Source organism: Stieleria sp. JC731 (assembly GCF_020966635.1).
Lineage (GTDB): Bacteria > Planctomycetota > Planctomycetia > Pirellulales > Pirellulaceae > Stieleria.
In genome coordinates this window covers 836,514-862,543 of record NZ_JAJKFQ010000001.1, presented here as the reverse complement: position 1 = coordinate 862,543, position 26,030 = coordinate 836,514, and the positions used below count along the sequence as shown (strand labels likewise).

Genomic DNA, 26,030 nt, shown 5'->3' with positions numbered 1-26,030 from the left:
GTCCGCATTGACGAGGCTAAGCCTCGCCCGTGCGTGCGAAACGATCGAGCGCTTTGACTCACATCTACGTCGAAATTCACTTTCGATGCGTTCTACTATCGAAGCCGAAATTGACGCGTCCACCAGCAGGCTAATAGTCGTCTCTCCGCATCGTGAAGAATTCCGCTTGGGGGACGGTGTCACGATTGATCAGATCCGTGTGCCGTCACAGACACCATCGTCATCATTGCGGCGACTGAAACTTCGCTGCAGCGACCAAGGGGTGACGCCGACTTATGCGATCCAACTTTCCTGCGGAAAGCTGTCTCGCTGGATCGGTTTCGTCGGGGTTTCTGGCCAAGTTATCGATCAGCTCGATGACAACGAAATTGTCGCTGTGATGAGCGTTGAATAATGCCACCGCAAAGCTGCCCACATCGGCGTTCAGGCTTGACCCTCATTGAAGTCGTCGTCGCATTGACGTTGATGGCGACGATTCTTGCCGGTTCGCTAATGGCTTTTTCGAGTCATCGTCGGCAGCTCGCATCAGCAGAGAAACGTTTTCAACTGACCATCATTGCCGATGACCTATTGGAAACACTGACATCACGGCCCGATGGGCTTCCCCGCAACAGCACCGGTTTTGTCCCTGGCCAACCATCATTGCGTTGGCAAACTTCAGTCGTAAGCCAAACCGAACTGGCAACCCTACCGGTCCACATCATCCGATTCGCGATCTTCGATTCGGCAGACCTTGCGAAGCCGGCGCTGCAGGTTGACCTCGTCCAAGAGGCCAACAGCTTATGACCTTCTTCTTTCCGGCTGATCGGCGTTGCCATTGCCGACAATCCGCATTGACGTTGATCGAACTTGTCGTCGCGTTGACCTTAGCCTCGATCATGATGGTCACGCTTCTTCGGATGACCGGAATCATCACAAGAGAGACAACTCAGATCCAACGACAACACATCGATCGATCCGCAGCCCTACGTCTATCCGACAGAATCCGAGTTGACTTCGAAAATGCTCGAGCGTTTCGCGTGGACACCGGTCTTATCGAACTCGGTGGCTACATCGCCCCGGGGCACCTTCCCGGTCGAGTTCGATATCAGGTCATCGGGATGTTGAACACAAACGCTTTGGTCCGGCAGTTCAACGGTCGCCAGGAAATCTGCTGGCTGGGTGTCGGCGGAATCAATGTCGACCTGCTAAGCGAAGTCGAGCAGCATTCAGGAACAGATTCATCGTATCCGGATCTTGTACCGATCCCCGATCGTATCCGAATCACACTAACGGACGATCGCAACCGGCTGCTCATACGTGAGGTGATCCATCATCATGCTCAGTAGCGGTCCGTTGCGACACCACCGATCAAATGCATCTCAAACCCGGCACCAAGGCTTCGCCCTGTTAGCGGTCATCGCGACAGCGGTGTTGATGGTCACGGTCTTAGCGACACTATCCAAACACAGCTTGAAACGTGCGTTGGCAGCCAGTGATGCGGCGGTGCGTTTCCAACAACGCTGGGGCATGTCATCGATCGAATCGACACTGCTGCCCCACGCACGCAAGATTTTCGAACAGTCTGAAAAAGTCACGACCGAAAATCCAGACGCGTTTGCCCCCCGACAAATCCGTTCCATCATCACACTCGGTGGAGTTACCTTTGACGTCGCGTTGGCGGATGAGGACGCGAAAGCAAACATCAACACCATCTACCAAGCTGCCGGTCCTCAACGGGCCAATATGATCGTCACCGAACTTCTGGGGCCACCATCAAACCTTGCCATGCGGCTGGCTCCGAACCCAGCCGCAGCCACCTTTCCAATCGAACCGACCGACGTTGAAAACGAAGACGACTCAGCGATTGAAATCGAACGGGCATTTCGCAGCTGGGGCGAAGTCTTTGACGAATCGGCTCTGACCGTGGTGACGGGCCAACAAGCGGCCCTGCCTCAAATCACACAAGAAATCACCATCTTTGGTGGCGGGGCAATTAATCTGAAACGTGCGTCGGATCGCGCGATTACGGCGATTGCCAGTTGTGTTCTCTCGCGAGCTGGAGCGAACCGGTTGGTCAGCCGATATAGACAGAATCCGACAATGTCGGCCGAACAATTGATTCAGCAAGAAGCAAAATCGACGACAGAGAAGACTCGTCTACGTAAAATGATTGCTGAATCGAGCCAACACTTTTCGCTGTGGATCGACGCCTCCGCCCCCCCACGCGGACGCATGCGTTCGCTCGCCATCACGCGGCAAGCCGACGACGGTATCACGGTGAACGAACGATTTGCCTACTGAGTTTCCCACTGGTTTTCCTGTTGTGAACGTCAAACTTCAACATCGCCTGCTGCAAAGTTTTTCGGCCGGACTGATCGCCGGAACGCTTTGGGCAGCCGTTTGGGCGTTCCTTCCCTTGAATGAACCGGAACAAGCAATCCCGCTGGACACAACACCGACCGGCGCCGCGGCGGTTGCACAAACGAACGACCAGGCGCAAAGCCCGGTTGATCTAGCGTTGGCGATCCAAAAGCCCCTTTACGATCCACCGAAAGTTGTGGCCAAGCCGAGCGCTCCGGCGCGGGTTGTTCAGAAACCTGTTGTGCGTCCACCAGCGAAACCCAAGCTAGACTGGACGCTTATCGGAACGATCATCGAACCCAATAAGCGCGTGGCTATCATCAGCGACGCCAGCGGAAAAACTGTGATTCGTTCTGAAGGTGAAGCCGTTGCGCTAAGTCCGACAGGTGCCCGAGTCGCCTCGATCGCTTCCAACAAAGTGACTCTGGAAATCGATGGGCAACAGGCGTCGCTGAAGCTAAGAAAAGCATCGCCGACTTCGGACTCCGATAGCGATGAGCGCCCCAATCGTCGACGAAATCGATGACCGATTCGGCTAACAAGACAACCACCGCGACGGCACTGCGCCACGGTTGTATTGTTCGCCAAGAGCTTTCGAATTGGTATCTCAGTTGCCAATCCGACGAAGCTGTACTGCCGAACGATGCGAGCGCCGAGCGAATCGCCGCCACGCTTCGTGAGTTGATCGAGGGGGCTGAAACCAAGCCATCCCGCTGCGTCGTGGCTCTTCATAGCTGCGAAGCATTCGCCGCCAAACTTAACTTGGCTGACGGGTTCGACAGCACCGACTATCAAAGCGTTCGATACGAGCTTGAACGCGTGCTCCCGCTCGACGCCGAGCAAACAACGTGCGACTACAACGTTGATGACACTCGCCAAAATGCATTCTGCATCGCAATCGAAACGCATCGCCTTCGCCCTTTGGTCGATGCATTGCAATTGCATGGCATCGATGTCGTCGCGATTGTGCCCACCAGCCTCCTGATTGCCAAAAGCATCTGCGAACAGCCTACAGCATCATTTCCTATCCGACTGATCATCCGGCAGGAAGACGGAGTGCTGGAGGACTTATTGATCGATGCGAAGAAACGATGCCGAGATTGGAAACGCTACGCATCCGTCGATCTCTGGGAACGGCTATCAACGCTAGCGACTGATCCGGCTCTGCCCGTCATGCTCGTCGGAAAGCGACATCGATCCGGCTTGTTGTCCAGCGCGACACCTATCGCTCAACCCGTATCACAGCTGATCGACGAAGCGGCCCAATCAGTGATGCAAGGTCGACTTGCACCATGTCTGAATTTGCGCCGCGAAGACTTAGGCCCTGCGGATCCATTGCACGCCATCCGCCGATCTTTACGACTCGTTGCCATGACAGCCGTGGTGTTCTTGATCGTGATCATCGCGGCCTCCTGGTATCGGGGGCAACGCATCGAAGTTCAACTCCGTGACATCCAACAAATACAAAACAAAGCCTTTGCGGAAACATTCCCTGATCGACGTGTCCCAACACTAATCATGCGAACCGTCCGCCGTGAGCATCAACACTCGCTGGGCTCCCGAGGATCAGGGCAATCTGTCGATCTACCCACCCCCGCCGCAAAGGTCCTTCGTGATCTCTACCGTGGCTTCAAAGTTGCAGAAGAAAAGCGTGCGAGATTTCGGATCCTGGATCTCAACATCGAAAATGGTGATTGCAGCTTCACCGTTCGGGCGGCATCGGCAATTCAAATTGGAATCATCGCGAACAGTTTGGAGCAATCCGGTTTTGAGGTTTCACCGCCGGCTTCCGAACAGATTCCGCCAAGCAAGCTTGAGCCGATCGAAACCTACCAGTCGTTGATGACTGCCCGTTGGATCCCGCCGATGAACCGGCAAGCTGATGCCGAATCGGGAGGTGAGCAATGACAACGAATTCGAAGCGAATCGCAATCGCCGCCTTCGTCGGCTTGCTCAGCTTGTACGCCGTCTCAGCTGTCTCGGAGGTGCGGCAGAAGTCGCAGCGTCTGCAGAACGGCCAGGCCGATCTGATCGAGCTTCGCCAAAAACTATCGCAGATCCAGGCACTATCGGATAAGCCTTCGATTGCGGCCTTGCAAATCCAGGCGGCGGATGAATTGCTCAATCGCATTTACACCGCCATCGCCGATGCAGGCCTTCCTGAGCGAATGCTATCAACTCAGTCGCCATCGGCGCCACAGCGGATCGACCGCTCGGATTACATGCTTCAGTCGGTATCGATCAAGCTAAACCGAGCCACCGTGCCGCAGATCACCGCGTTCTGCGACGAGCTCGAGGATGCGTCCACCGGCAGTTTGGTGCGTGATATGAAGCTGACTTCGCCAACGCGCCAAGGCAATCGAGAGCTATGGGATTGCCAGCTGATCTTGACCCAGATCACGTTTTCACCGAAAAGCGAGTCCTAGCGAAAGAAGTCGTGCAGAGTTTCACGACATGATTGCTGCAGCAACTGAGGGAATATGCTGCAAAGGGCGAAACGCAACGGACGCAAACTGATTTCCGCGATGATGGTCGCGGCATTGCTTGCTGCGCCGGCGGGTTGTTCGCTGTCACGATCTGCCAATCGATCAGTCGTCAAAGCCGCATCGAAGCGAGACACGGCCAAAGCCAAGCGACTGACCAACTCAGGCATTCGCTCGCTTAATCACGAACATCGCGATTTGGCTGCCAAGCATTTCCGCGATGCGATCGAAGCTGACTACGCATACGGGCCGGCACACAACAATCTTGGCTTGATGCACTACCAACAGGGCAACCTCTATCAAGCCGTCATGGCATTCGAAGAAGCTCGGCAGTTTCTTCCGCAAGATGCGACGGTGGTTTACAACCTGGCGTTGGCATTGGAATCCGGTGGACGGGTCGACGAGGCGCTGGACCTTTACTACACCGCCAACCACATGGCCCCAGCCAATCCTCACTATCTAGGAAACCTGGTACGCCTACGAATTCGACGTGGTGAACGAGACGAAGTTCTAATGCAGCAACTGCAGGACCTCGCTTTAATCGAAACCCGTCCCGAGTGGCGTCGCTGGGCCGATGAGCAACTGGCGCTGACCCTAAACGATGCACTTGATCGCGGACCTTCGAGGGATGATATCGCGTCCTCGCTGGACCGTGATGACCGGCCGCCTGAAGAGTTCGACTTGGAACGCAAGATCATCGACCTTACCCCCGTCATGCCAGTGGCTCACCAGGAACCTGCTGAGTCGATCATTGGGCCGGCAGCTGAAACGCTGGAACTGAATTCTCCGCAGGAACCGCCTTCAGAAATTGAATCGTCGTCTTCGCCGATGCTGAAAGACGAAGTCATCGACGACCTTTCCGAAGAAGCCTACTTCGAACAATAACAATGACCGGTGATTAATTCAGCTCGCGCCGACAATCCCGACCTTGCCCCACAGTGTTCCTACCGCAGTGCTCGCACCACAGGGCTCGCACCGCAGTGCTCGCACCTTAGCTTGGCACGAGCACCGAATGACAGCCAAAGCGATCGAACGCCTTAGACAGGCATGGGGCCAGCATCACGAACTTTATCGCTAACGCCATCGGCGTAGGATTTAAAGTTCTTGTGGAAGAGCCCAGCGAGCTTTTTCGCGGTGGCGTCATAGGCACTTGGATCACTCCAAGTATTTCGCGGCACCAGGATTTCATCAGGAACGCCCGGACACTTTGTTACGACGTCCAATCCGAAACAGGGTTCCTTTTCGACAGGAGCGTCTTTGAGAACCCCGCTATGAATCGCATCGACGATCGCGCGAGTGTATGCCAGCTTCATCCGGCTTCCCACACCGTAAGCCCCGCCGCTCCAACCGGTGTTGATCAGCCAAACATTCGTGCCGTAGCGGCGAATACGCTCGGACAACAGCTCGGCGTACTTGCCGGGATGCCAGACCAAAAATGGGCCACCAAAGCAAGGTGAGAATGTCGCTTCGGGTTCAGTCACGCCGACTTCGGTACCGGCGACTTTGGCGGTATAGCCGCTGATAAAGTGGTACTCTGCCTGCTCTGGAGTCAACCGACTGACTGGTGGTAGCACGCCGAATGCGTCGCAGGTCAAGAAGATCACATCGGTCGGTTGACCGGCCGTGCATGGGATCTTTGCATTGGGGATATATTCAATCGGGTAAGCACCGCGAGTGTTCTCGGTGATCGAACTGTCATCAAATTCGACATGGTGATCGGCTTGATCGTAGACCACATTCTCTAACACCGCACCATAGCGAAGCGCGTCAAAGATTTGTGGTTCGGCATCACGTGTCAGATAGATCGCTTTTGCGTAGCACCCGCCTTCGATATTGAAGACACCATGATCGGTCCAGCAGTGTTCGTCGTCACCGATAAGCGAACGCTTAGGGTCAGCAGAAAGAGTCGTCTTGCCGGTTCCCGATAGACCAAAGAGAACGGATGAGCGATCCGTTTCTGGATCGCTAGTCGCGGAGCAGTGCATCGGCAGCACACCTGACTTCGGCATCAGGTAGTTCATCAATGTGAACACGGCCTTCTTCATCTCACCGGCGTACTGCGTTCCCAAGATGACCACTTCTCGTCGTTCCAAGCTTAGATCGACGCTGGTCTTGCTAGTCATCCCGGTCGTGTAGCGGTTCGCCGGAAAAGCACCGGCGTTGATGATCACACAATCCGGTTCGCCAAACGTTTCCAGCTCTTCACGAGTCGGACGGATCAACATGTTGTGCATGAACAACGCGTGATACGGACGTGCACAGATGACGCGAACCTTGATGCGATACTTGGGATCCCATCCGGCGAATGCATCCAGAACGTACAGCCGACTGCGGGTGTTGAGATAATCAATCGCCCGTTCACGGTTGACGCAAAAGACCTGCTCGTCGAGTCCAATGTTGACGGTTCCCCACCAAACATCGTTCTCCGATTCGGGATGTTTAACGATGCGTTTATCCTTCGGCGACCGCCCAGTCTTGTCACCTGAATAGGCAATCAGGGCACCGGTATCGGCCAAGGTCGCATTTTTTTCGTAGCGAAGAGCTTCTTCGTAGAGTGCCGCCGGCGAGGCGTTGCGAAAGATTTTTTTGACGTCGATTTCGTACTGAGTCAGATCAAACATTGTGCTCTCCCAGCTCTGATGTTCGTCAGATCCAATTGTCTGCCTTGTGGGCGGATAGTATTGCATATCCCCCAAACAACAACAGGCCCCGGCAAATCACAGAGTTTCTGAAGCAATGAGATCAGGTGTGCCCAGACGCACTCGTTGTCCCAGATCGCAGTGTTTCAGATCGCAGTGCTTCAGAGTGCAGTGTTTCGCAGTGCAGCTCGACAGAGTGCAGTGTTTCAGAGTGCAGTGCAGCACCCCAGAGTCGATTGACCCTGGTCTCGTTAGAATCGAGTCCGCTGGGTTCGCAGGTTCCAGCAGACGCGGCGCCGCTGGCGAGTCAGACTTCGGTTTCAGCCATATCGCGGGCGTGATAGCTACTGCGGACGAAGGGGCCGCTGGCCACTTTCTTAAAGCCCATGCCCTTGGCGATTTCGGCTAGCTCTTCGAACTCTTCCGGCGGAACGTAGCGCACAACCGGCAGATACTTTTCACCTGGTTGCAAGTACTGCCCCAGCGTCAAAAAGTCGACGTCGTACTCACGCATATCCGCTAATGCGTCAAGCAACTCGCCACGTTCTTCGCCTAGACCAAGCATCAATCCGCTTTTGGTTTTAACCGCCGGATCGTATTCCTTGACCTTTTTCATCATCCCGAGCGTCCAAGCGTATTCGCTTTTGGGACCACGGACGCGTCGGTAAAGTCGCGGGACGGTTTCCATGTTGTGGTTGAAGACGGTTGGCTTCGCTTCGATCACACGCTCGAGTGCGTCACGGCACTGGACAAAGTCAGGCGTCAGCACCTCGGTTGTCGCTCCGGTTCGTTCACGCACAGCCACAATGCAGCGGTAGTAATGGTCCGCGCCGCCGTCGGGAAGATCATCGCGCGTCACACTGGTGATCACGACATGCTTCAATCCCAGTCGAGCAGCCGCCTCCGCAACTCGCTCGGGTTCATCAGCCTCGGGCATCGCGGGAGGACGACCACGGTGAACGGCACAAAAACCGCATGGCCGCGTGCAAACATTTCCCAAGATCATGAATGTCGCGGTTTGCTGGCTGTAGCACTCCATCCGGTTGGGGCACTTCGCGTTATCGCAAACCGTTTCCAGTTTCAATTCATCCAACAGCCCCGCCGTCATGTGGTTGGCGTTGCTTTTGGGGATCGGTCGCTTCAGCCAGCGTGGTAGCCGACCGCTTCCGCTCAAATCGGTTCCTTCGGGAATTTCCGGGTCAGCTACGACAGGTAAACGAAATGCCATGAACGTTAAAAAATCAGTGTTTTGCGTGAACCAGATGCGAACTCTTTCGTCTGCGGTATTGTAGTGAAAGGTCAGCTGGAGCAATGGGTAATCGGTAAAGGCGATTCGATGCCGGTCACTAAGGACGCCTAAACGGTCACTAAGAACGTGTTTAATCGATGTAATCACACAACGAATCGTGTGCTTTCGACGGCCTCGCTACAACTCCCCCGCTAATTGAACCCGCCAATAGCCCCCGAACCATCGGAAGCCTTTGGCAATTCGGCACGCCTTCGTCTTGCTTTCTATACGTAGTGCAACCGCACCACCACACGGAGACGCAACCGAAAGCTCCCCACTGAAACCGACTCAGCCCAACCGTGGTGGGAGATACCCAAGGCAGCATCTGCGGATACAATCCCCCCATCATGGCGAAGAACAAAAAATCAAAACCGAAGAAAGGCACCGCTTCGAAAAAGGCTGGGCCGCAGATCACCGTTGTCTCTGAAAACCGCAAGGCACGTCATCGCTACGAGATTCTCGACACGATCGAATGTGGTTTGATGCTGATGGGCAGCGAAGTGAAATCGATGCGTGAAGGAAAACTTTCACTCGACGAGGCTCACATCAGAGAAAAGGATCGCGAGCTGTGGTTGATCGGTGCGGACATCGCTCACTACAACAACGCCGGGATGTGGAATCACGATCCGCGACGTCCAAGGAAGCTGTTACTTCATGCGGTCGAGATCAATAAGTTTTCAGGCCGTGCGCATGAACGTGGCCTGACCCTGATCCCCCTGAAGGTCTACTTCAACGAACGCGGGATCGCCAAATGCTTGATGGGCTTGGTCAAAGGCAAGAAGATTCACGACAAACGCGAAACGATTAAAAAACGCGAGTCCGATCGTGGGCTACAACGTGCGATGCGAGGCCGCGGCTAGATCGATCGCCGACCACCAACCGCAGACAAAGCGAAACCGCCATGGAACCCAACCAAACCGCCAGCCCGGATGCGAACGTCGGCGCTAACCACGTCCTTTCAATCCGCAATCTGATCAAGACGTTCGACCAGCCCGGCGGAGGCCAGTTGACGGTCCTCGACATCGAATCGTTGACGATCGATCAAGGCGAACAGCTCGCGTTGATCGGTGAAAGCGGCGGTGGCAAAACGACTTTGCTACACATCATCGCCGGCCTGCTCACACCGACATCGGGAAGCATTCGAATCGGTAACGTCGAAACGACAAAGCTTTCCGAACAGGGACGCGATCGTCTACGCGCCGGCTCGATCGGCTACGTTTTTCAAACATTCAACTTGCTGCCAGCCTTTTCCGCGATCGAGAACGTGCAGCTGGGGATGGCATTTGGCAACCGTCCCGTCGATATCGGTCGTGCACGTGACTTGTTAGGCAAAGTCGGCTTGGCGGATCGAGCCAACTATCGCCCCAAACAACTCTCCGTTGGGCAACAACAACGAGTCGCGATCGCCAGAGCTTTAGCGGGTCGCCCGAAACTGCTGCTGGCCGATGAACCGACCGCCAACGTCGATCCGGCAAGTGCCGACAACGTGCTGGACTTGATCATCAATTCCTGTCGCGAAGAAAACATTGCGTTGATGATGGTGACGCACTCGATGCCGGTCACCGAACGATTCGCTCGCGTTGATCGGTTGGAAGACATCAACCGTGCCCTTCACGCGACCGCTTAATCAACAACTAACTTCAGCCAACTAACATCAATCATGTGGCTCCTTCGTATCGCTTGGCGAAACTTTTGTTACCGAGCATTATCGAGTCTTTTGACAACCGTTTCGCTCGCATTAGGCGTGGCACTTGTTGTCATGGTGCTTGCCATCTTCGGCATCGTCACCGAAGCGTTCTCGCGCAACGCGCAAGTGGGCTACAACCTTGTCGTCGGTCCCAAAGGTAGCGCCCTGCAGCTGACGCTAAACAGTGTTTACTACCTCAGTCGCCCGATCGAAAACCTACCGTTCACGGAATACATGGAATTCTTTCCGGCCGATCAACGTGCCGAAATGGTTCGACAATACGGGGGCGACCCCGCATTAGGAGAACGCGATGGGGTCTACGCCAGCTATGTGGCCGGAGGCGGTTTCGCGATCCCACTGGCACTGGGCGACTACTTGAGCGAGTTCCGTGTGGTCGGCACAACACCGGACTTTTTCGAACTGCTCCGTCACGGCCCGACGCTAGAAGAGAAGTTCACATTCAGCGCCGGTCGCGCGCTGAAAACTCACTCGGAAGAATACGGTTACTTTGAAGCAGTGCTCGGGTCACGCGTCGCCCGCCAAATGAACTTGTCGGTTGGCGACACGTTTCAGAACAACCACGGTGATCCCGAAGGCAAAGGCCACGGGCAAGGCTTTACCGTGGTCGGCATCATGGACCCGACCGGAACCCCAAATGACCGCGCCGCTTTTGTGAACCTGGAAGGCTTTTATTTGCTTGATGGTCACGCCAAACCGGTTACCGAAGATGCGATCATCGAGCCTCCCACCGAAGCGATTGCCGATGATGCCGGGCACCAACCGCTAACGATTCCCGAACGCGAAGTCACATCGATCCTTGTCCGTACCGGAATGCCCATGCTGGGTGTTGTACTGGAAACGCAAGTCAACGAAAGCGTTCGCGCACAGGCAGCAGCCCCAGTTGGTGAAATCGCACGGTTGATGGAAGCGATCGTCGGCCCCATGCTGACCGCCCTGCTGGTCATCACACTGATCACCTGCGTCGTCGCGGCCGTTGGCGTTCTGGTGGCGATCTACAACTCAATGAACGATCGTCGCCGCGACATCGCCGTCATGCGGGCGTTGGGTGCTCGTCGGGAGACCGTCACAGGCGTGATCCTCATGGAAAGCTTGCTCATCGCTTCGATCGGTGCGATCAGCGGATGGATGCTGGCACACCTGGCCATCTGGTTCTTTAGCGGCGAAATCGAAGACCGGACCGGCGTTCAGGTCGGGATCTTGACCACCAGCTCTTACGAGGGTTGGGTCTTCCCACTCGTAGCGATCCTAGCACTGCTCGCGGGACTGTTGCCCGCACTAAGTGCCTACCGCACCGATGTGGGAACCAATTTGTCCGCCTAAAGTGGATTGGGATTCACACGATTCATCGAATTCCCCCACGGACCTTCCCCGCTGCAGAACGGACATGTTTTGGATCCGTCTGCAGCCGCGGGTGCCCGGCGATTGCGACAAACTCGAGCACCGCACTACCGTGCTCCCTCCCGTAATCCCCTCCCGTAATCGTTGTTCAGTAAATATATTCACACGCCCACCAACGACACATTCTCGACGTTCAAGATGAACGCTCGCCCGCCCAACATCGCTGCCAACTCCGCAAAAATCGGCCATGAACCATCCAGAGTCGCAAGAATCGATCGCTTCCAACCGGAGCGACTCTGAACAGAGCGATTCTGAAGCTTCGCCCTACGCTCCGCCGGTCGCTATCGAAGCGGCTGAGGAAATCAGCGAAGCTCCCCAATCCCCCAAGCGACAAGCCGGGATCCTGTTCATCTGGATTACCCTGTTCATCGATATCTTGGGAATCGGGATTGTGATCCCAGTCCTGCCCGGTTTGGTCGAAGAGCTTTCCGGTTTATCCAAAAGCGGCGCCGCTTGGTATTACGGCGTGATCGTCGCCTCCTATGCGACGATGCAGTTTCTATGTGCACCGATTCTCGGAGGGCTGTCGGATCGATTCGGACGCCGCCCGATTCTGCTCGTTGCGCTTTTCGGATTGGGCGTCGACTTTATTATCCAAGGGATGGCCAACAGCCTTTGGTTGCTTTTTGTCGCACGAATTATCTCAGGGATCTTCGGCGCGAGCTTCACCACGGGCAACGCATACATCGCTGACATCTCGACCGATGATACCCGTGCGCGTAACTTCGGATTGGTGGGTGCGGCATTTGGCCTGGGATTTATCATCGGCCCGGCATTAGGCGGCTTACTCAGTGCCCAACTATCACTGCGAGCGCCTTTCTTTGCCGCGGCAGGACTGGCACTGCTGAACTGGATGTATGGCTTCTTCATTTTGCCGGAGTCACTGCCACCTGAAAAACGTCGGCAGTTCTCGCTTAAGACGGCTAACGCGTTTGGCATCATCAAGACCTTGCGGCGATATCCATTGGTCGCGGGACTGGCAATGGTATTCCTGCTCAAAGCGCTTTCGCAACGTGGTCTCGAGAACGTGTTCGTTTTGTTCTCGGAGTACCGTTTCGAATGGAGCCATCAAACGGTTGGCTTCTTTCTTTGCTGGGTCGGTGTGACAGCGGTCATCGTCCAAGGCGGACTGGTAAGGCCCGCCGTCAAACGCTTCGGTGAATACAAAATCTTGTTGTTCGCCACGATGATTTCGGCTATTTCCTTCTTGGGATACGCCTTTGCGACCGAAGCCTGGATGTTGCCTGCAATCGCGGTGGTGGGTGCACTGGGTGGATTGGCAGGACCTGCCGTTCAAAGCCTGGTCACCAAAACAGTTCATGAATCAGAGCAAGGCGAAGTCCAGGGCGCACTGACTTCGCTGCAAGGTCTGACCAGCATCTTTGCTCCAATCATTTTCACCAGCGGACTGTTCAGCTATTTCACGGGCAGTTCTGCACCGTTCAAGTTCGCCGGCGCGCCGTTTCTGCTGGGGGCAATCCTAATCTTCATCTCATTCTTTGTACTGCTTGGCGTTCTTGCCAAGCATCCCCAAGACTAGCCAGCAAGTCTTTCTTACCGACGTTTGGTTTCAGGTTAGCGATTAAGATCGCGCCACGCTGTGCTCAGACGTGGTGCGATATAATGAGTTTCTATTTTCATCGCGTCGCCAATGCCCCGCCACCACCGAAACCATGCTTCAAAAACACCGGCTCGTTTTCATCGCATACTTGGTCTTTGTGACCTGCAATTTCGCTTCGTCAAATGTTTGCGAAGCCGTTGAACCGCTACGCCAGGCACACGCACACAACGACTACTGGCATGACCGACCACTTCATGATGCGTTGGACAACGGCTTCTGCAGTGTCGAATCAGACATCTTCCTGTGGAACGGAGCCCTGCTGGTTGGGCATGACCCGATTGAGCTGAAACCCGATCGAACACTTCAACATCTCTATCTGGATCCCCTAAAAGAGCGCATCGAGAAAAATGGCGGAAAGGTTTTCAAGGATGGCCCACAGTTCACCTTGATGGTCGACGTCAAAACCGAAGCGGAAAGCACCTACGAAAAGCTAGAAGAAGTCTTAAAAGATTATCGCGAGCTGCTGTGCAGAATCGAATCCGGCAAGTATGTCGAAGGTCCGATCCAAGTCATCGTTTCGGGGAACCGTACCATCGAAACGATGCGGAAAGCAAACGACCGTCTAAGCTTCGTTGACGGACGCCTGGAGCATTTCGAAGAGACCACTTTTGCAAGTACGTTGATGCCATTGATTAGCGAACGATGGTCGAAGTGCTTTCGTTGGAATGGCGAAGGGGAGTTTCCGACGCAGGAAAAAATGCGGCTACAAGCACTTGTCAATGCGGCTCACGCGAACGGACAACGCGTTCGTTTCTGGGCCACATCGGAAAACGAAGCCGTTTGGAAAGCACTTTTGGAGGCCGGGGTTGACCACATCAACACCGACGAACTGAAACGCCTGGCCGAGTTCCTGAAGACTTCCTCGTAACGATTCAATCGCCGCCGAAAGTTGATTGGCACTCCGTGTGCATATCGACAAACCTTCGCATGCAAACCTGCTGTCGAAATGACAGTCACCAAACAGATTGAATCAAACGAAAGATCTCGAGGAATAAACGATGCGAATGGTATTTCCCAAACAAGCCTCGTCACAGTTTCTGGATGACTTGGCAACCGATATGAACACCTTGGTCGAAACCTTTTTTGGCGAGACACCAAGTGGTGATAAAAGACAAAAATCAATGCGGGTTCCGTTGGACATCGACGAAACCGAAAAAGCGTTTTACATAACTCTGGATGTCCCAGGAGTCGCGCAAGACGCAGTCGAAATCGACGTCAGCGAAGACGTCTTAACAGTAAAAGGATCTCGCGGCGGCGTGCAGGCTGATACGCCCGAAGCGGTGCCGGAATCTGCCACCGATGCCGTAGGCCGCCAATCACGCAAGCGAGAACGCCCCAACGGAGAATTTCATCGCGTTGTACGCTTCTCGATCCCAATTGATGCCGATCACGTGTCGGCCAACCTTGCCGATGGCGTCCTAGAAATCTCGGTACCGAAAGCCGATCCAAACAAGGGAAAACGCCGTATACCGGTAGCAAAAGGGTGACGAATGTAGCCCGGATCGTCGATCCGAATTATAGTGGAGCTAATCAACCATGGCTCGGGCGTTTACAATTTCGCTCGGGCCATTTTTATCGGCTACACACAAACCCATATTTTTAGACGCAACATCTAGAAGGCGGCGGCTTGGCTCCAGAGCAAGATCGAGACTACGATGAGCCAAGGCTAATCGATCGCGCCCTTGCCGGTGACCGATCTGCCTTTGCCGATTTGGTTCGCAAGAACCAGGATCGGCTATTTGCTTCAATGTTGCAGGTGACCGGTTCGCCAGAAGAAGCCGAAGAAGTCACTCAAGATGCGTTTATCCGAGCCTTTACCAAGCTGGATACGTTTCAACGCAATAGTCAGTTTTTCACTTGGCTTTACCGTATCGCGTTCAATAGTGCGTTAACACGTCGTCGCAAAAAACGAGCACGTGTTTCTTTGGACCAAATCCGAGAAGACAACGGCTTGGAGATTGCAGACGAGAAGGACGCCGTTGACGAAGGTATGCTGCGGGATGAGCGAATTAACTTGGTCCGTGTTGCCATCGAAACATTGACTGATGAACATCGCCGCATTCTGACGCTCCGCGAAATGGAAGACTTCGCCTACGAAGAGATTGCGGAGATTCTGCAAATCTCGATCGGCACCGTGCGTAGCCGACTTAGCCGTGCGCGTGGACAACTAAAAAAGGCGATCGAATCACTCGAACGTCAATCGACCGCCGAAGGTGAAAGCTAGTGCTTCGATCCATATGAAAATACGGGTTCGGGTCATCAGCCGACGGGCGTTAGCCCCGGTTATTGCACTGAAACCGTGGCTAACGCCATACGGCTAATCCAAAATCGAGTTGGAACGAAGCACTAGTCCCGCCCGACGCAGCGATCACTTTTCCAACCGGTTCTCTTCTAGCTTTGGCAGTGTCTGTAAGTTTTGACGTTTGAATTCGTCGAAGCGACGAAACATCTGGTCAAACTCCTCAAAGTTTTGAATGCCCGGCCCCGGAAATGGAACGATCCTACCGTTCTCCAATCGCAAAACTCTTTGCGGAAAATCGGATGGGTGAATGCTCCTTGATGCCGACCACTGCCGTGGGTGCTCCAACAGTTCTACCGAAAGTGTTTTCTCAGTTACGTCACGTAAAACGGTGATCGCAATCTGCTCTCCCGCTCGAGCATTTTCAACCGCAGCAATGACATCGCTCGATTGCTGGATTTCAATTTTGCCAACCTGCTGAACAAGGTCACCCGCCAAAATCCCCGCCTTTTCGGCAGCAGAGTCCGGGCTGACCTCCAAGACCAACGCACCGCCACCTTCGAACTGGATCCCAACCAAACCACGCTTCAAAAGTTGCCCAGCGGGCCCATCAGCCGAACTAGATAGACGCATCAACGCTGACGGATCCACACAGCACAGCGTCCCGCTCTGGCTGGGCACCATCATTCCGACCACGATCCCGGTCGCGTCTAGAACGACAGTCCCGGGCGTATCAGGACGCACCGAAAAGTGGACTTCGGGCACCGGACCAACACCTGATTCGGCGGGCATAGCCGCAGTCGCTATCGTCCCGACATTTGCATGAATGGTGCGTTGCCCTTGGTGAACAGCAACCACAGGCATTCCCGCTTCGACAGGTGCGACACTGATCACCAGTGGAACGAAATTGCCATCGCTGACTCGGATTGCGGCGAGACCAGTGACGTAATCAAAAGCGACAACTTCGCCATCGAACTCTTCACCGCGCCGACCAAGAACCTTGACGCTTGTGACGGGATATTCAATCGACGCGATGATCAGGTTGTCGGCGGCTGCAAACCCAGAGCTTTTCAGCTCTTCAATTCGCTTAACGGGCGCAATGAAGTTTCGTTTCTCGGGAATCGCATCAAGTTCATGCAACTGTAGCTTGGGCTGATTGGCTTCGTTTCCTGCCTCCGCTTTCGGCTGGTCTTTGATCGTTGCCGTGTCGGGTTCGACAATCACGCGGACCAAAGCACTTTCGGCCTGACGAACCGTTTCACGAAAGTCAACAACGGTCTGTGCCTTAGCCAAACCGGGGAAGCCAATCACGGTCGACAAAATGATCAATCCACAACGAACATTACCGTTCACGAACGCTTTCATCACAATCTCCCTTTGATCCAGCGTATTGCTCTGAAAAGTCACCACATGTTTCGCCCGGCCGATTAACAGTTTTCGGCTGGGGAAAGTCCGACCTTGGGCAGGAAGATTCAGAGCGTTCCGAGAAACTTATTCGGTGAATTGACATCCTGCCAAGCGATGACGCATCGAATTTTGACGATGCCCCAAGTGACTTGACAGGCTTCATTCAACCGCAAATCAATTCTACAGCTCTTGGATCGACAAGGCTCGAAACTCGACCGCGTCACCATGGCCGGCAAAACCGAAATGCCCCGAGACGTTATCCTTCCCGGGATGCGCACTGTCTGCCATGTACTCGGTCACTTCCGAAAGATCCGTATCGAGAATCACAGTCCCGTTTAGCTCGACCTTAATCTTGCTGCCATTGACGGTGACTTCTTGGAAATTCCATTCACCCACAGGTCGTAGGTAACCGCGAGCAGCCGCGGCCATTCCGTAGGCTGATCCATGGTACTGACGCTGATCCAGATTGGCATATTTTGGATGCGTCGAATCCAGAACCTGCAATTCACACATCGCTTCGTAAGCTGGATTGCCTTTTAGTGGCGATCGAATGGCAAGCCCGTTGTTGCCACCCGGTGGCAAACGAAACTCCAAACGTGCAACGAAGTTTGCGTATTCCTTTTCGGTCAGCAAGTTTCCGCCCGACCCTTTTTTGCAGCGGATCGATCCGTCAACGACTTCATACCCATCGGTCGCACCGACCCACCCGGACAGATCGGTTCCGTTGAAGATTGACGAAAACTTATCGGCGTCATCTTTGGCCAGGATCGCGTTCGCATCCGCGCTCGACAATTCGCGGATCTTCATGTTGCGCCAACGGATTTCACCACCATGCGTCTGCAGTTCGATCGGGCCGCTGACAAACAATGGCGATTTGCGATCCCAATAGTTTTCCATGTTCGCATGATCGACAACGAGTTGATCATTCAACCAAACCGATGTGCGTGCCCCGACCTGAACAATTCGGACATCGTTCCATTGGCCAAATGGCTTATCGGCTTTGACCAGAGGATCTTTACCTTCGGCACCCGCGCTGTTGTTCCACAACCCGCCACTGCCTTTTTCACATCCGTGTTTAAATTGTTTTTCGTTGGTCGGATCCCAAATCTGAACCTGAGGATTCCCTTTCAAATAGATGCCACTATCCGCTTTGGGAACCGTCTTGTACTGAAGATGTAATTCGTAGTCACGATAGTCCTTGTCGGTCACCAAATAGGCGCCGTGTCCGTCGTTGACCAGTTCACCATTTTCGACAGACCAATGCTGCTTAGCGTCTTCCATCCACTCCGATTTCTTTGCTTCACGATCCGCGTCGGACAGATCGGCAAACTGAATCGGGCTAAAGTGGGGGCGACCATGCCAGCCGTCCAAGTTTTTTCCGTTGAACAAGTCAACAAAGCCGTCGGGGGATTCAGCCATCAGCGGTGCACAACTGGCGGCCAACAAACCGACGGACATCAGAAATCGTTTTTTCATCTTGGGCAGGATCTAAAGGTAGGAATATTGGCGAGATTCCAACATCATACTCGCTTCATTCGGTCCAGTGCATCATCCACGTCGTCGATTGACCAGAGAGTGAGATGCAACCAAAACCGATACGTGTGCGTGATATAGAAACACTTTGCCATCGAACGAAGTGCCCCACGGATCTCAACAGCCTATGGGGAACCGCCTGGGCGGGCACGCTAACGGGCATCGGCCCACAGGGTCAACCGTGATCCAGCATCCAATCGGCGACCGCTCTACAGCACCAGATGGCCCCCCTGCTAAACATTCGACACGCCTATGTTCGCGTCGATCAATCAACTAGAAATCGCGCCGCTTGAAATACATGCACGAAATGACCAGCATCGCGGTGGTAAAGAAAGCACAACTCAAAATGGGACGAAAAATCTTCAGGCGAACCACTTCGGTATCATCTTCATTGTTCCCACCCATCGCATAGGATTGCTTGCCGCTGACGAGCGCGGCCACGGTCTCACTGAGTTCTCCGGTCTGCGGTGTCACCGTCCGAAGAGGCGTCACCAACCATCGATCGATCCCACGCCATCCCGCAAGCGTCGGCCGTATCTGTCTTGTGACCGTTCGGCTGAAATCACTTGTGTTGCCAAACGACATGAAGTCGATCGAATCGATTTGATGTGACACTGCAAGTTCATCTGATTGATCTAGATATCGAATCGAAGTGACGTCTTGAAGGTCCAACGCTTTCGTCTGGATACCATCATCAGTTCGTCGAACCAACCAAACCTTCCCTGCGGTGGAAAGCATCGCGAACCTTTCGGACTGACCGATAGGTTCGATCGCGACCAGTCGATCACCTCCAGGGACTTCGAACTCCATCTCGGTATCTAGCGTTTCCGCGTTGACCCACCGAACGGGTTCTTCATTGCGAGCGACAACGACCGCACGGCCGCTTGCCGATACCACCGTTGCCGCAGCATCGGTGTCCTGCATTGACTGTTCCATTGCGATGGAAAGACGCAATGCGTTTTCTGACTCCTGTTGATCGTCAGCCTGCAAACGCACCAACCGGCCGCGCGAGTAGACGATCACCGAATCAAGTTGCGGCGCAAAAACCATTCGAACCGGATCGGTCAGCACCAATCCTGATGGCAGGATATCTTCAAAACCCTCTGTCGCGCCGCCTTGCATACGCAGCAGATCGGCGATCCAAACCGAAGCCCCGATCATCTCCGCGGTTTTGCTTTCTTCTGATGCTGCAGATTCATCATCCTGTTCTTGATCAACTTCGTCATCGGTCGATTCATCGGTGTCGGCGGACTCAATCACCCGTTGCAAAGGTGCAGCCATCACACCCGTATTGTTCAACGCCAAAAGAGAATCTTTCCAGACATACATTCGCCGCGTCCCATTGGGCAAACGCAGTCCAGGCAATGGCTCGAACTGCTCGTCTCGCTTCAAGATCTGTGCATCAAGTGAACCGCTGCCATAAAGGTTTGTTCTCCCGTTGCGAATTTGGGCCGTCACGATCATTGAATCGGAAAGCCGCACCGGAGGGACGATCAAATCACGTCTGCGAAAATCCGTTTCGATCAAATCATCCCACTGATTCGATTCGGTATTGAAATGCTTCAATCCGCCGCCGCGACACGCAATCACAACGTCGTCACCGGCAACGGCAAGATGACGAATCTGATCGGGTCGCTGAACAAGCCCGTCAAAGTATCCGCCGATGAAGCCGATCACCAACACGCAAGCTCCAAACATACATGTCACGCCGATCGACAGCGTTGGCGATCGCCATCGCAATCCCGCCAAAAGCGACACGCTAAAAAAGACAGAAAACAGAAAGACCGCAACGGGGATACACCACAGGATTCGGATATTCCAAATGTCCAATCGAAACCCGGCGATGAGATACAAACCGACGACCAGTTGAACAACGCACAGCAAGACAAAGGCACAGCCACCGACAAACTTTGACAGCAGCAGCACCGTCCGAGATATCGGCTTGCTGAGCAAAAGGTGCAACGAACCGGGTTGCAGCATATCCGGGATGATCGATGCGGTGACAAGGATGCCGATAAAGATCAACGCGAATCCCAGCAACCAATCCATAATCACCGGAATGACAAACTGATTGATCAACCCAATGAACTGAGTTTTTCCGATAGCGAAAAACGCGGGGAATTCAAATCCGGCATACGACAGCATCACCGACCGTGCAGACTGGACCGAGAACACACCTGGTAAGGCAGCTTCGATTCGCAACCGGGCTCGGCGACGACGCTCCGATTCACTTAGCTCAGCGTCTGGCTTTTCGTCTAACTCACGAAGCTCACGAAGCCGAATCGTTGTCTTCCATGCTTCCGCGTCGTACCAATCCTCGTTGTCTAACGCATCATTCAATGCGTCCGACAAAGCGGACTTGTCAATCCTGACATCTTCCCCCTTGGCCACTTGCCTTAATTGGCGTTCGACATTGGCAGGAAAGATTCGCGAGATTCGCCCCAACGCGGTCTCGGACTCTTTGGGATCGATCAAACCGCGAGCCAGCATCGCTTTCATCTGGGTCCCGTTGTCCAAATCGAACCAACGGAACGTCGTGGTGTAATCTTCGTGGTACCCAATCGGTGCGAGTGCGAGTAGGAAAATCCAGATTGCTGCGAAAGCGATCCACAAAATTCGCGACGACAAGGCCGCATGAAATGAATCGACAATGATGGCCCAATACGGTTTCACGAAACGCCACCCTCATCCGTCCCCACCAGTCGCATAAACGTTTCCTCAAGCGATTCTTTTTTAACCACCAAACGGGCAATCGAACGTCCCTGCTGACGCAATTGATCGACAACAAAATCGATCTGCTGTTGGCTTTCAACTTCAACGCTTAAGCGATGCAGCCCACGATAGTTGCTAAGCCCACAAACGGTATCACACCCCAACCGGAGCTTTGTTGCCAACTCCTTCTGCGATTCATCGATCACTTGCAAGTCATCTTGAGCTGGCATATCGATGATCAGTTGCTGATGGTCACTTGCCGACAGTTCGTCCAATGCCCCGACCGCTTTGATTTCACCACGTGCCAGAATCGCCACTCGCGTGCACACCAATTCGACTTCTTGCAGGATATGACTGTTTAAGAAAATCGTCTTCCCGCTTTCTCGCAAACGATCGATCACCTTGCGAACTTCGTTGCGCCCGACCGGATCCAATCCGTCAGTCGGCTCATCTAAAACCAACAGGTCCGGATCGTGCAAAAGAGCTTGTGCGAGCCCAAGGCGTTGGTACATGCCTTTGCTGAAACGTTTCACGGATTCGCGGTCGCGACCTTCAAGCCCAACGAGCTTTAACAGTTCGTCGCTGCGTGATCGAATCGTTGACGCGTCCATTCGACTCATGCGACCGTAATACTGCAGTGCCGATCGTGCCGTGTGATGTCGATCAACTCGCAGCGATTCAGGCAGGTAGCCCACGCGTCGACGAGCTGCAGAACTGCCGATCGCTTGGCCAAACAATGTGGCCGTTCCGGCACTCGGTTGCACCACGCCAAGTAACATCTTAATCAGCGTTGTCTTGCCAGCACCGTTGGGCCCCAAAAGACCGAACACCTCACCGGCATACGCCTGCAGCGACACGCCACGCACCGCATTGACGCGGCAACGGCCACGCAACGACCAGCTGTGATAGGTTTTTTTGAGCTGTTGGATATCAACAATAGGTGCAGACACTTCGGACAGATCGCTCAAATGAGTTGGACAAGGGAGGAGCGATTACCAGCTTAGCGGTGCAACGAAATTTCGCCACCTCACGCCGTCGAGTCCTCGCGAACGCAATATTAGCTTCACTTGCGAGAACGTCTGCAGCTAAAGACAAGCAACGTCGGAAGGGAACTTGCGACCAGAGAGAAGCGGTCGGATTGCAGCAGACCGTTTTGATAAGAAACGGATTTGCTAGCGATGGGGCGGATCGCTAGCAAACGGTCAGCAAATTACTGCATCAGAGATTTGGCGATTTGGAACGAGAGCCAAATGACCGACATCGCGATCACGCCACTGGCAAGCATCCGATGAGCGGGGTGCCGCCAATCGGGACGTTGTGCCTCGCGGTCGTAGACGCTGCGATAGCGATCACGTTGGTTTTCGTTGGTGAATACTCCATCTTCAACCAGCTCATTCAAGCCGTATTGGGTGGAATACTCGACAACTCCGAACACCGCGTGACGCCGGTCGAGTTCATCGACACCGACGCCTTCGAAGTACCAGAGTTGGTTACCAAATTCAGTTTCCGTTTCAATCCGATTGTCCACGCAACGCAACTGAAGGATTTCACTGCGCTCGGGGCAAAACCGGGCCCGAATCATTGCGCGACTGCAATCTAGACGAACCTGGCGGATGGTCGCTTCAGTGAAGCGAAGTACTTGCAAGTGACTACTCATCATTTTGATCTCCCTACCCGCCTAGTGGATAAAAATCTCACGTTAACCAATTATTGCCGGTATCCTGTTCCCCGTCATCGTCAGAAAGACAACAAATCAACACAAAAGGTGAAAATTTCATGAAAGCGGGCATTGAAGATTGAAAACCGGCGTCTGTCCGACCCCAAATCCGCTAGCAAAGTGCACATGCGAGCAGTCTTTCACCGTTCGCCACCCCCATTCAGCGGTTCCGTGTAAACCGTAGCATTGGTTACGATCACCATCGGTCTGTTTCATCGTTTTCAATCAATCATTCCATGCTTGAACGCCGGTCACTTCGCGCCCCAATTGTTCTGGGCATCGTGCTTATCATCCTGGTGGTGGTCCTGGGTGCGATTTGGGCGACAGCCAACTTCGTCAGCACACCGCGGGGAGGCCTGTTCTGGACGCTCTTTATCATTGGCACCGTGCTGCTGATCAGCATCCTTGCCGGGGTGATCGTCTACTTCACCCTCACGGTGAAGGCATTCCGTCTTAATCAACGCCAGTCAAACTTCATCGACTCGGTCACGCACGAATTGAAAAGCCCGATCGCATCGCTGAAGCTCTACCTGCAGACGATGTCGCGACACACCGTGGATGAAAACCAACAGCGGGACTTCCACCGAATCATGCTCGATGATGTCGAGCGACTTGACGCATTGATCAACCACCTCTTGGATGCGGCGAGAATTGATCGTGGCAACCAATCCAAGGCCGCCGAAGTCTTCCGCCTGGACGAATTGCTGGCCCAATGCGCCGAAGCGTCTCGCATGCGTTACCGATTGCCCGAAGATGTGGTCCGACTGGAATGTGAACCGACAAGCATCCGCAGCCAATCCGTCCAAGTCGAAATCCTTTTTCGCAACTTGATCGACAACGCCATCAAGTACGGGGGCTCTCCTCCTGAAGTGATCGCGTCGATCCGAAAAAGTTCCGAAAAGTCAAAGTCCAAGTCCGATCAGGTCATCGTCACGATCACCGACAACGGCGCTGGCATCCCCTATGACATGCGCCGAAAGATCTTTGGACGCTTTGTCCGCTTGGGAAGCGAGCTTGAGCGTAAAACCCCCGGCACTGGACTGGGGCTGTATCTAGTTCGTACGATCAGCAAATCGCTGGGCGCAACGATTCGCATTCGAGGCCGCAAAGAGATCGACGGCACCCCCGGAACGGTTTTTGAAGTCACCATGAAAGACACCGTACCAATGCCCCCCCCAAGCGACGCCAACTAACGCCTGGCCGACCAACAGACGAAATCACAAGTACCACATCATGCGTCAGCACATCCTAGTCGTCGAAGATGAAAAACACCTTGGCGTTGGCATCAAGTACAACCTCGAAGCGGAAAACTACCGAGTGACCTTGGTAGAAGACGGCCCGACAGCACTCCGTTTGATCGATGGGGCCAGCGAGCCAATCGACTTAATCGTGTTGGACCTCATGTTACCGGGAATGAGTGGCTACGCGGTCTGCGAAGCGATCCGTGACTCCGGTGTCACGACGCCGGTTCTGATGCTTTCCGCACGCACCCTTCCCGAAGACCGCGCGCGGGGATTCGATGTCGGCGCCAACCAGTACATGAACAAGCCATTCGAACTGGACGAACTGCTTAGCCGAGTAAAAAACCTGCTGCAATTGGCAGCCCCAAAATCAACACCGCAGACTTCACGCCGTGTCCGATCCACGGTCGAACAGATCGATTTTGGACAGGTCAACGCGAACTTCCTGACCCACGAAGTCGCAGTCAATGGCAGCCTTGTCCAGATGACCCCAAAGCAACTGAAGCTACTGAGATACTTTGTCGAAAACCCTGATCGCGTGATCAGTCGTTCCGAACTGCTAAGCGAAGTCTGGGAGATCAGCGGCAACCTACAAACCAGAGCGGTTGACCAAACCGTTGCACAGCTTCGAAAGGTGATCGAACCGGAAGGTGCAAACCCAATCCACCTGCTAACCATTCGTGACGCAGGCTACCGATTCATCATCCACCCGGCTCAAGACGCCGAGGGGCAAGACAGCTAGCCTACGGTCATTTTAAAACAAGGCCTTCTAAAACATGGCCTGTTTGAATGTGGGCCCGCTGACAGTCTCGCCAACAAATGCTGCAGCCGAAAAGAATGCTGCAGCCAAAGGTTACCTGCAACGTTGATTGCAGAGTCAACTGATGCGTTTATGTTGGGCCGGTCGCTGTGACGCAACCGGCCGTTCATGCAAGTCTAAAACCGCTGAACGATTACTCAGCAGCTTCTTCGGCAGGCTTCTCTGCTTCGGAATCAGTCGACTCTTCTGATGAATCGTCAGCAGCAGGTGCTTCCTCTGCAGGTGCTTCCTCTGGCTGTGGACGATACGCACTGGAATCCTGGGGTCCGCCGCCACCAGCAGCCGCTGGAGGCCCACCCGAACCGCCACCCGCTGGTGGTCCAGCAGGAGCTGCACCGCCACCGCTTTCGGCATCGTATTGTGCGTCTTCATCGTCGCCATCTTCGTTGACGATAACCACCGCTTCGGTCGGACCGACAGCACTCGATTCGTCGTACGCGAACTTAGAATGCCGCGAGAACATTAGCTCGTCACCGCTTTTGCGGTAAACAACATACAAACGGTGCGGCTTAACGATCAGTCCGCCCATGTACTTGAAAACTTCGACGGTCTCGGGGCCATCTTCGAACGTTTCGTTGGGCTCTTTGCCCAACAGCTCGCGGACTTCCATGTTGGTCAAAAAGTCATTGGCAACCCGGTTTGCCGCGGTGCTCGCCTCGGTCACCTTGTCGTAGTCGGCGCTAACGGCAGGTCGGGCGACTTTGTAGTCGTAAATGAGCGCAACGACCATGAGCGCCAGCACCACATAGAGGATGGCACTTCTGGCAGGATTGCTTTGTTTTGCTGATTCAGTGTTACTTTGTTCGCTCATTTAATCGTCTCTGCTGGGGAATAGGAACCTCGGCGATGTTGACCGAGTTTCAATAATGGGCCGAATCATC

At 54.2% G+C, this 26,030-nt stretch carries 25 protein-coding genes; 17 read left to right on the top strand and 8 right to left on the bottom strand.

Annotated elements, in window-relative coordinates:
• The first annotated feature begins 85 nt into the window (after positions 1-85).
• Genes LOC67_RS02790 through LOC67_RS02755 form a run of 8 tightly spaced genes read left to right on the top strand, consistent with a single transcriptional unit; the run spans position 86 to position 5,711 of the window.
• Complete coding sequence (locus tag LOC67_RS02790) at positions 86-394, top strand: hypothetical protein (RefSeq protein WP_230260987.1); 309 nt, start codon at positions 86-88, stop codon at positions 392-394.
• Positions 394-786, top strand: coding sequence for a prepilin-type N-terminal cleavage/methylation domain-containing protein (locus LOC67_RS02785; RefSeq protein ID WP_261366194.1), 393 nt, complete (start codon positions 394-396; stop codon positions 784-786). Before LOC67_RS02790 ends, LOC67_RS02785 begins: the two co-directional genes overlap by 1 nt.
• Positions 783-1,328 (top strand): type II secretion system protein J, encoded by a 546-nt coding sequence (locus tag LOC67_RS02780; protein ID WP_230260985.1) that lies wholly within the window; start codon positions 783-785, stop codon positions 1,326-1,328. Before LOC67_RS02785 ends, LOC67_RS02780 begins: the two co-directional genes overlap by 4 nt.
• On the top strand, positions 1,318-2,283 hold the full coding sequence (locus LOC67_RS02775; protein ID WP_230260984.1) for a hypothetical protein: 966 nt from the start codon (positions 1,318-1,320) through the stop codon (positions 2,281-2,283). The genes LOC67_RS02780 and LOC67_RS02775 overlap by 11 nt, the downstream gene beginning before the upstream one ends.
• Positions 2,284-2,305: 22 nt before the next feature.
• On the top strand, positions 2,306-2,869 hold the full coding sequence (locus LOC67_RS02770; protein ID WP_230260983.1) for a hypothetical protein: 564 nt from the start codon (positions 2,306-2,308) through the stop codon (positions 2,867-2,869).
• A complete protein-coding gene (locus LOC67_RS02765; protein ID WP_230260982.1) occupies positions 2,866-4,251 on the top strand; it encodes a hypothetical protein in 1,386 nt (461 codons plus the stop codon). The genes LOC67_RS02770 and LOC67_RS02765 overlap by 4 nt, the downstream gene beginning before the upstream one ends.
• On the top strand, positions 4,248-4,769 hold the full coding sequence (locus LOC67_RS02760; RefSeq protein ID WP_230260981.1) for a hypothetical protein: 522 nt from the start codon (positions 4,248-4,250) through the stop codon (positions 4,767-4,769). Before LOC67_RS02765 ends, LOC67_RS02760 begins: the two co-directional genes overlap by 4 nt.
• A gap of 54 nt (positions 4,770-4,823) precedes the next feature.
• Complete coding sequence (locus LOC67_RS02755; protein ID WP_230260980.1) at positions 4,824-5,711, top strand: tetratricopeptide repeat protein; 888 nt, start codon at positions 4,824-4,826, stop codon at positions 5,709-5,711.
• Positions 5,712-5,863: 152 nt separating this feature from the next.
• Here the strand turns inward: LOC67_RS02755 and pckA are convergent, their stop codons facing one another.
• Positions 5,864-7,447, bottom strand: a complete 1,584-nt coding sequence (gene pckA, locus LOC67_RS02750) for a phosphoenolpyruvate carboxykinase (ATP) (protein WP_230260979.1) — start codon at positions 7,445-7,447, stop codon at positions 5,864-5,866.
• 325 nt (positions 7,448-7,772) lie between these two features.
• On the bottom strand, positions 7,773-8,693 hold the full coding sequence (gene lipA / locus LOC67_RS02745; protein WP_230261583.1) for a lipoyl synthase: 921 nt from the start codon (positions 8,691-8,693) through the stop codon (positions 7,773-7,775).
• A gap of 407 nt (positions 8,694-9,100) precedes the next feature.
• Here lipA and smpB point away from each other — a divergent pair, with 407 nt between their 5' ends.
• The 7 genes from smpB (at position 9,101) to LOC67_RS02710 (ending at position 15,704) form a co-directional block, all read left to right on the top strand.
• The gene (smpB, locus tag LOC67_RS02740; RefSeq protein WP_230260978.1) at positions 9,101-9,613 is read left to right on the top strand and encodes an SsrA-binding protein SmpB; all 513 of its coding nucleotides are present in this window, start codon (positions 9,101-9,103) and stop codon (positions 9,611-9,613) included.
• Between the two features lie 41 nt (positions 9,614-9,654).
• A complete protein-coding gene (locus LOC67_RS02735) occupies positions 9,655-10,380 on the top strand; it encodes an ABC transporter ATP-binding protein (protein ID WP_230260977.1) in 726 nt (241 codons plus the stop codon).
• Between the two features lie 33 nt (positions 10,381-10,413).
• Positions 10,414-11,781 (top strand): ABC transporter permease, encoded by a 1,368-nt coding sequence (locus LOC67_RS02730; RefSeq protein WP_230260976.1) that lies wholly within the window; start codon positions 10,414-10,416, stop codon positions 11,779-11,781.
• A gap of 265 nt (positions 11,782-12,046) precedes the next feature.
• A complete protein-coding gene (locus tag LOC67_RS02725; RefSeq protein ID WP_230260975.1) occupies positions 12,047-13,399 on the top strand; it encodes a TCR/Tet family MFS transporter in 1,353 nt (450 codons plus the stop codon).
• 133 nt (positions 13,400-13,532) lie between these two features.
• Positions 13,533-14,348, top strand: coding sequence for a phosphatidylinositol-specific phospholipase C/glycerophosphodiester phosphodiesterase family protein (locus LOC67_RS02720; RefSeq protein WP_230260974.1), 816 nt, complete (start codon positions 13,533-13,535; stop codon positions 14,346-14,348).
• A gap of 130 nt (positions 14,349-14,478) precedes the next feature.
• Positions 14,479-14,967, top strand: coding sequence for an Hsp20/alpha crystallin family protein (locus tag LOC67_RS02715; RefSeq protein WP_230260973.1), 489 nt, complete (start codon positions 14,479-14,481; stop codon positions 14,965-14,967).
• Between the two features lie 140 nt (positions 14,968-15,107).
• Entirely contained in the window at positions 15,108-15,704 is a 597-nt protein-coding gene (locus LOC67_RS02710) for an RNA polymerase sigma factor (RefSeq protein WP_230260972.1), read from the top strand.
• A gap of 144 nt (positions 15,705-15,848) precedes the next feature.
• Here the strand turns inward: LOC67_RS02710 and LOC67_RS02705 are convergent, their stop codons facing one another.
• The 5 genes from LOC67_RS02705 to LOC67_RS02685 all read right to left on the bottom strand — a co-directional run bounded on the left by LOC67_RS02705 (position 15,849) and on the right by LOC67_RS02685 (position 22,899).
• Positions 15,849-17,084, bottom strand: coding sequence for a S1C family serine protease (locus LOC67_RS02705; RefSeq protein ID WP_230260971.1), 1,236 nt, complete (start codon positions 17,082-17,084; stop codon positions 15,849-15,851).
• A 222-nt stretch (positions 17,085-17,306) separates the two neighbouring features.
• Positions 17,307-18,602, bottom strand: a complete 1,296-nt coding sequence (locus LOC67_RS02700; RefSeq protein ID WP_230260970.1) for a DUF1080 domain-containing protein — start codon at positions 18,600-18,602, stop codon at positions 17,307-17,309.
• Positions 18,603-18,932: 330 nt separating this feature from the next.
• Positions 18,933-21,332, bottom strand: coding sequence for an ABC transporter permease (locus tag LOC67_RS02695; protein ID WP_230260969.1), 2,400 nt, complete (start codon positions 21,330-21,332; stop codon positions 18,933-18,935).
• The gene (locus LOC67_RS02690; protein WP_230260968.1) at positions 21,329-22,321 is read right to left on the bottom strand and encodes an ABC transporter ATP-binding protein; all 993 of its coding nucleotides are present in this window, start codon (positions 22,319-22,321) and stop codon (positions 21,329-21,331) included. The genes LOC67_RS02695 and LOC67_RS02690 overlap by 4 nt, the downstream gene beginning before the upstream one ends.
• A 260-nt stretch (positions 22,322-22,581) precedes the next feature.
• The gene (locus LOC67_RS02685) at positions 22,582-22,899 is read right to left on the bottom strand and encodes a hypothetical protein (protein ID WP_230260967.1); all 318 of its coding nucleotides are present in this window, start codon (positions 22,897-22,899) and stop codon (positions 22,582-22,584) included.
• A 425-nt stretch (positions 22,900-23,324) separates the two neighbouring features.
• On the opposite strand from LOC67_RS02685, the gene LOC67_RS02680 reads away from it, so the two are divergent.
• Positions 23,325-24,281, top strand: a complete 957-nt coding sequence (locus LOC67_RS02680) for a sensor histidine kinase (protein ID WP_230260966.1) — start codon at positions 23,325-23,327, stop codon at positions 24,279-24,281.
• A 40-nt stretch (positions 24,282-24,321) separates the two neighbouring features.
• A complete protein-coding gene (locus tag LOC67_RS02675; RefSeq protein ID WP_230260965.1) occupies positions 24,322-25,071 on the top strand; it encodes a response regulator transcription factor in 750 nt (249 codons plus the stop codon).
• A gap of 211 nt (positions 25,072-25,282) precedes the next feature.
• Here LOC67_RS02675 and LOC67_RS02670 read toward each other — a convergent pair whose 3' ends face one another.
• A complete protein-coding gene (locus LOC67_RS02670) occupies positions 25,283-25,960 on the bottom strand; it encodes a hypothetical protein (RefSeq protein ID WP_230260964.1) in 678 nt (225 codons plus the stop codon).
• Positions 25,961-26,030: the final 70 nt, after the last annotated feature.

What these genes read in the sequence shown, in the direction of transcription:
- LOC67_RS02700 (WP_230260970.1), bottom strand. Translation starts at nt 18,602, where the DNA reads ATGAAAAAACGATTTCTGATGTCCGTCGGTTTGTTGGCCGCCAGTTGT.
- LOC67_RS02765 (WP_230260982.1), top strand. Translation starts at nt 2,866, where the DNA reads ATGACCGATTCGGCTAACAAGACAACCACCGCGACGGCACTGCGCCAC.
- lipA (WP_230261583.1), bottom strand. Translation starts at nt 8,693, where the DNA reads ATGGCATTTCGTTTACCTGTCGTAGCTGACCCGGAAATTCCCGAAGGA.
- LOC67_RS02730 (WP_230260976.1), top strand. Translation starts at nt 10,414, where the DNA reads ATGTGGCTCCTTCGTATCGCTTGGCGAAACTTTTGTTACCGAGCATTA.
- LOC67_RS02775 (WP_230260984.1), top strand. Translation starts at nt 1,318, where the DNA reads ATGCTCAGTAGCGGTCCGTTGCGACACCACCGATCAAATGCATCTCAA.
- smpB (WP_230260978.1), top strand. Translation starts at nt 9,101, where the DNA reads ATGGCGAAGAACAAAAAATCAAAACCGAAGAAAGGCACCGCTTCGAAA.
- LOC67_RS02720 (WP_230260974.1), top strand. Translation starts at nt 13,533, where the DNA reads ATGCTTCAAAAACACCGGCTCGTTTTCATCGCATACTTGGTCTTTGTG.
- LOC67_RS02785 (WP_261366194.1), top strand. Translation starts at nt 394, where the DNA reads ATGCCACCGCAAAGCTGCCCACATCGGCGTTCAGGCTTGACCCTCATT.
- LOC67_RS02755 (WP_230260980.1), top strand. Translation starts at nt 4,824, where the DNA reads ATGCTGCAAAGGGCGAAACGCAACGGACGCAAACTGATTTCCGCGATG.
- LOC67_RS02735 (WP_230260977.1), top strand. Translation starts at nt 9,655, where the DNA reads ATGGAACCCAACCAAACCGCCAGCCCGGATGCGAACGTCGGCGCTAAC.
- LOC67_RS02725 (WP_230260975.1), top strand. Translation starts at nt 12,047, where the DNA reads ATGAACCATCCAGAGTCGCAAGAATCGATCGCTTCCAACCGGAGCGAC.
- LOC67_RS02705 (WP_230260971.1), bottom strand. Translation starts at nt 17,084, where the DNA reads ATGAAAGCGTTCGTGAACGGTAATGTTCGTTGTGGATTGATCATTTTG.
- LOC67_RS02790 (WP_230260987.1), top strand. Translation starts at nt 86, where the DNA reads ATGCGTTCTACTATCGAAGCCGAAATTGACGCGTCCACCAGCAGGCTA.
- LOC67_RS02670 (WP_230260964.1), bottom strand. Translation starts at nt 25,960, where the DNA reads ATGAGCGAACAAAGTAACACTGAATCAGCAAAACAAAGCAATCCTGCC.
- LOC67_RS02760 (WP_230260981.1), top strand. Translation starts at nt 4,248, where the DNA reads ATGACAACGAATTCGAAGCGAATCGCAATCGCCGCCTTCGTCGGCTTG.
- LOC67_RS02675 (WP_230260965.1), top strand. Translation starts at nt 24,322, where the DNA reads ATGCGTCAGCACATCCTAGTCGTCGAAGATGAAAAACACCTTGGCGTT.
- LOC67_RS02780 (WP_230260985.1), top strand. Translation starts at nt 783, where the DNA reads ATGACCTTCTTCTTTCCGGCTGATCGGCGTTGCCATTGCCGACAATCC.
- LOC67_RS02715 (WP_230260973.1), top strand. Translation starts at nt 14,479, where the DNA reads ATGCGAATGGTATTTCCCAAACAAGCCTCGTCACAGTTTCTGGATGAC.
- pckA (WP_230260979.1), bottom strand. Translation starts at nt 7,447, where the DNA reads ATGTTTGATCTGACTCAGTACGAAATCGACGTCAAAAAAATCTTTCGC.
- LOC67_RS02680 (WP_230260966.1), top strand. Translation starts at nt 23,325, where the DNA reads ATGCTTGAACGCCGGTCACTTCGCGCCCCAATTGTTCTGGGCATCGTG.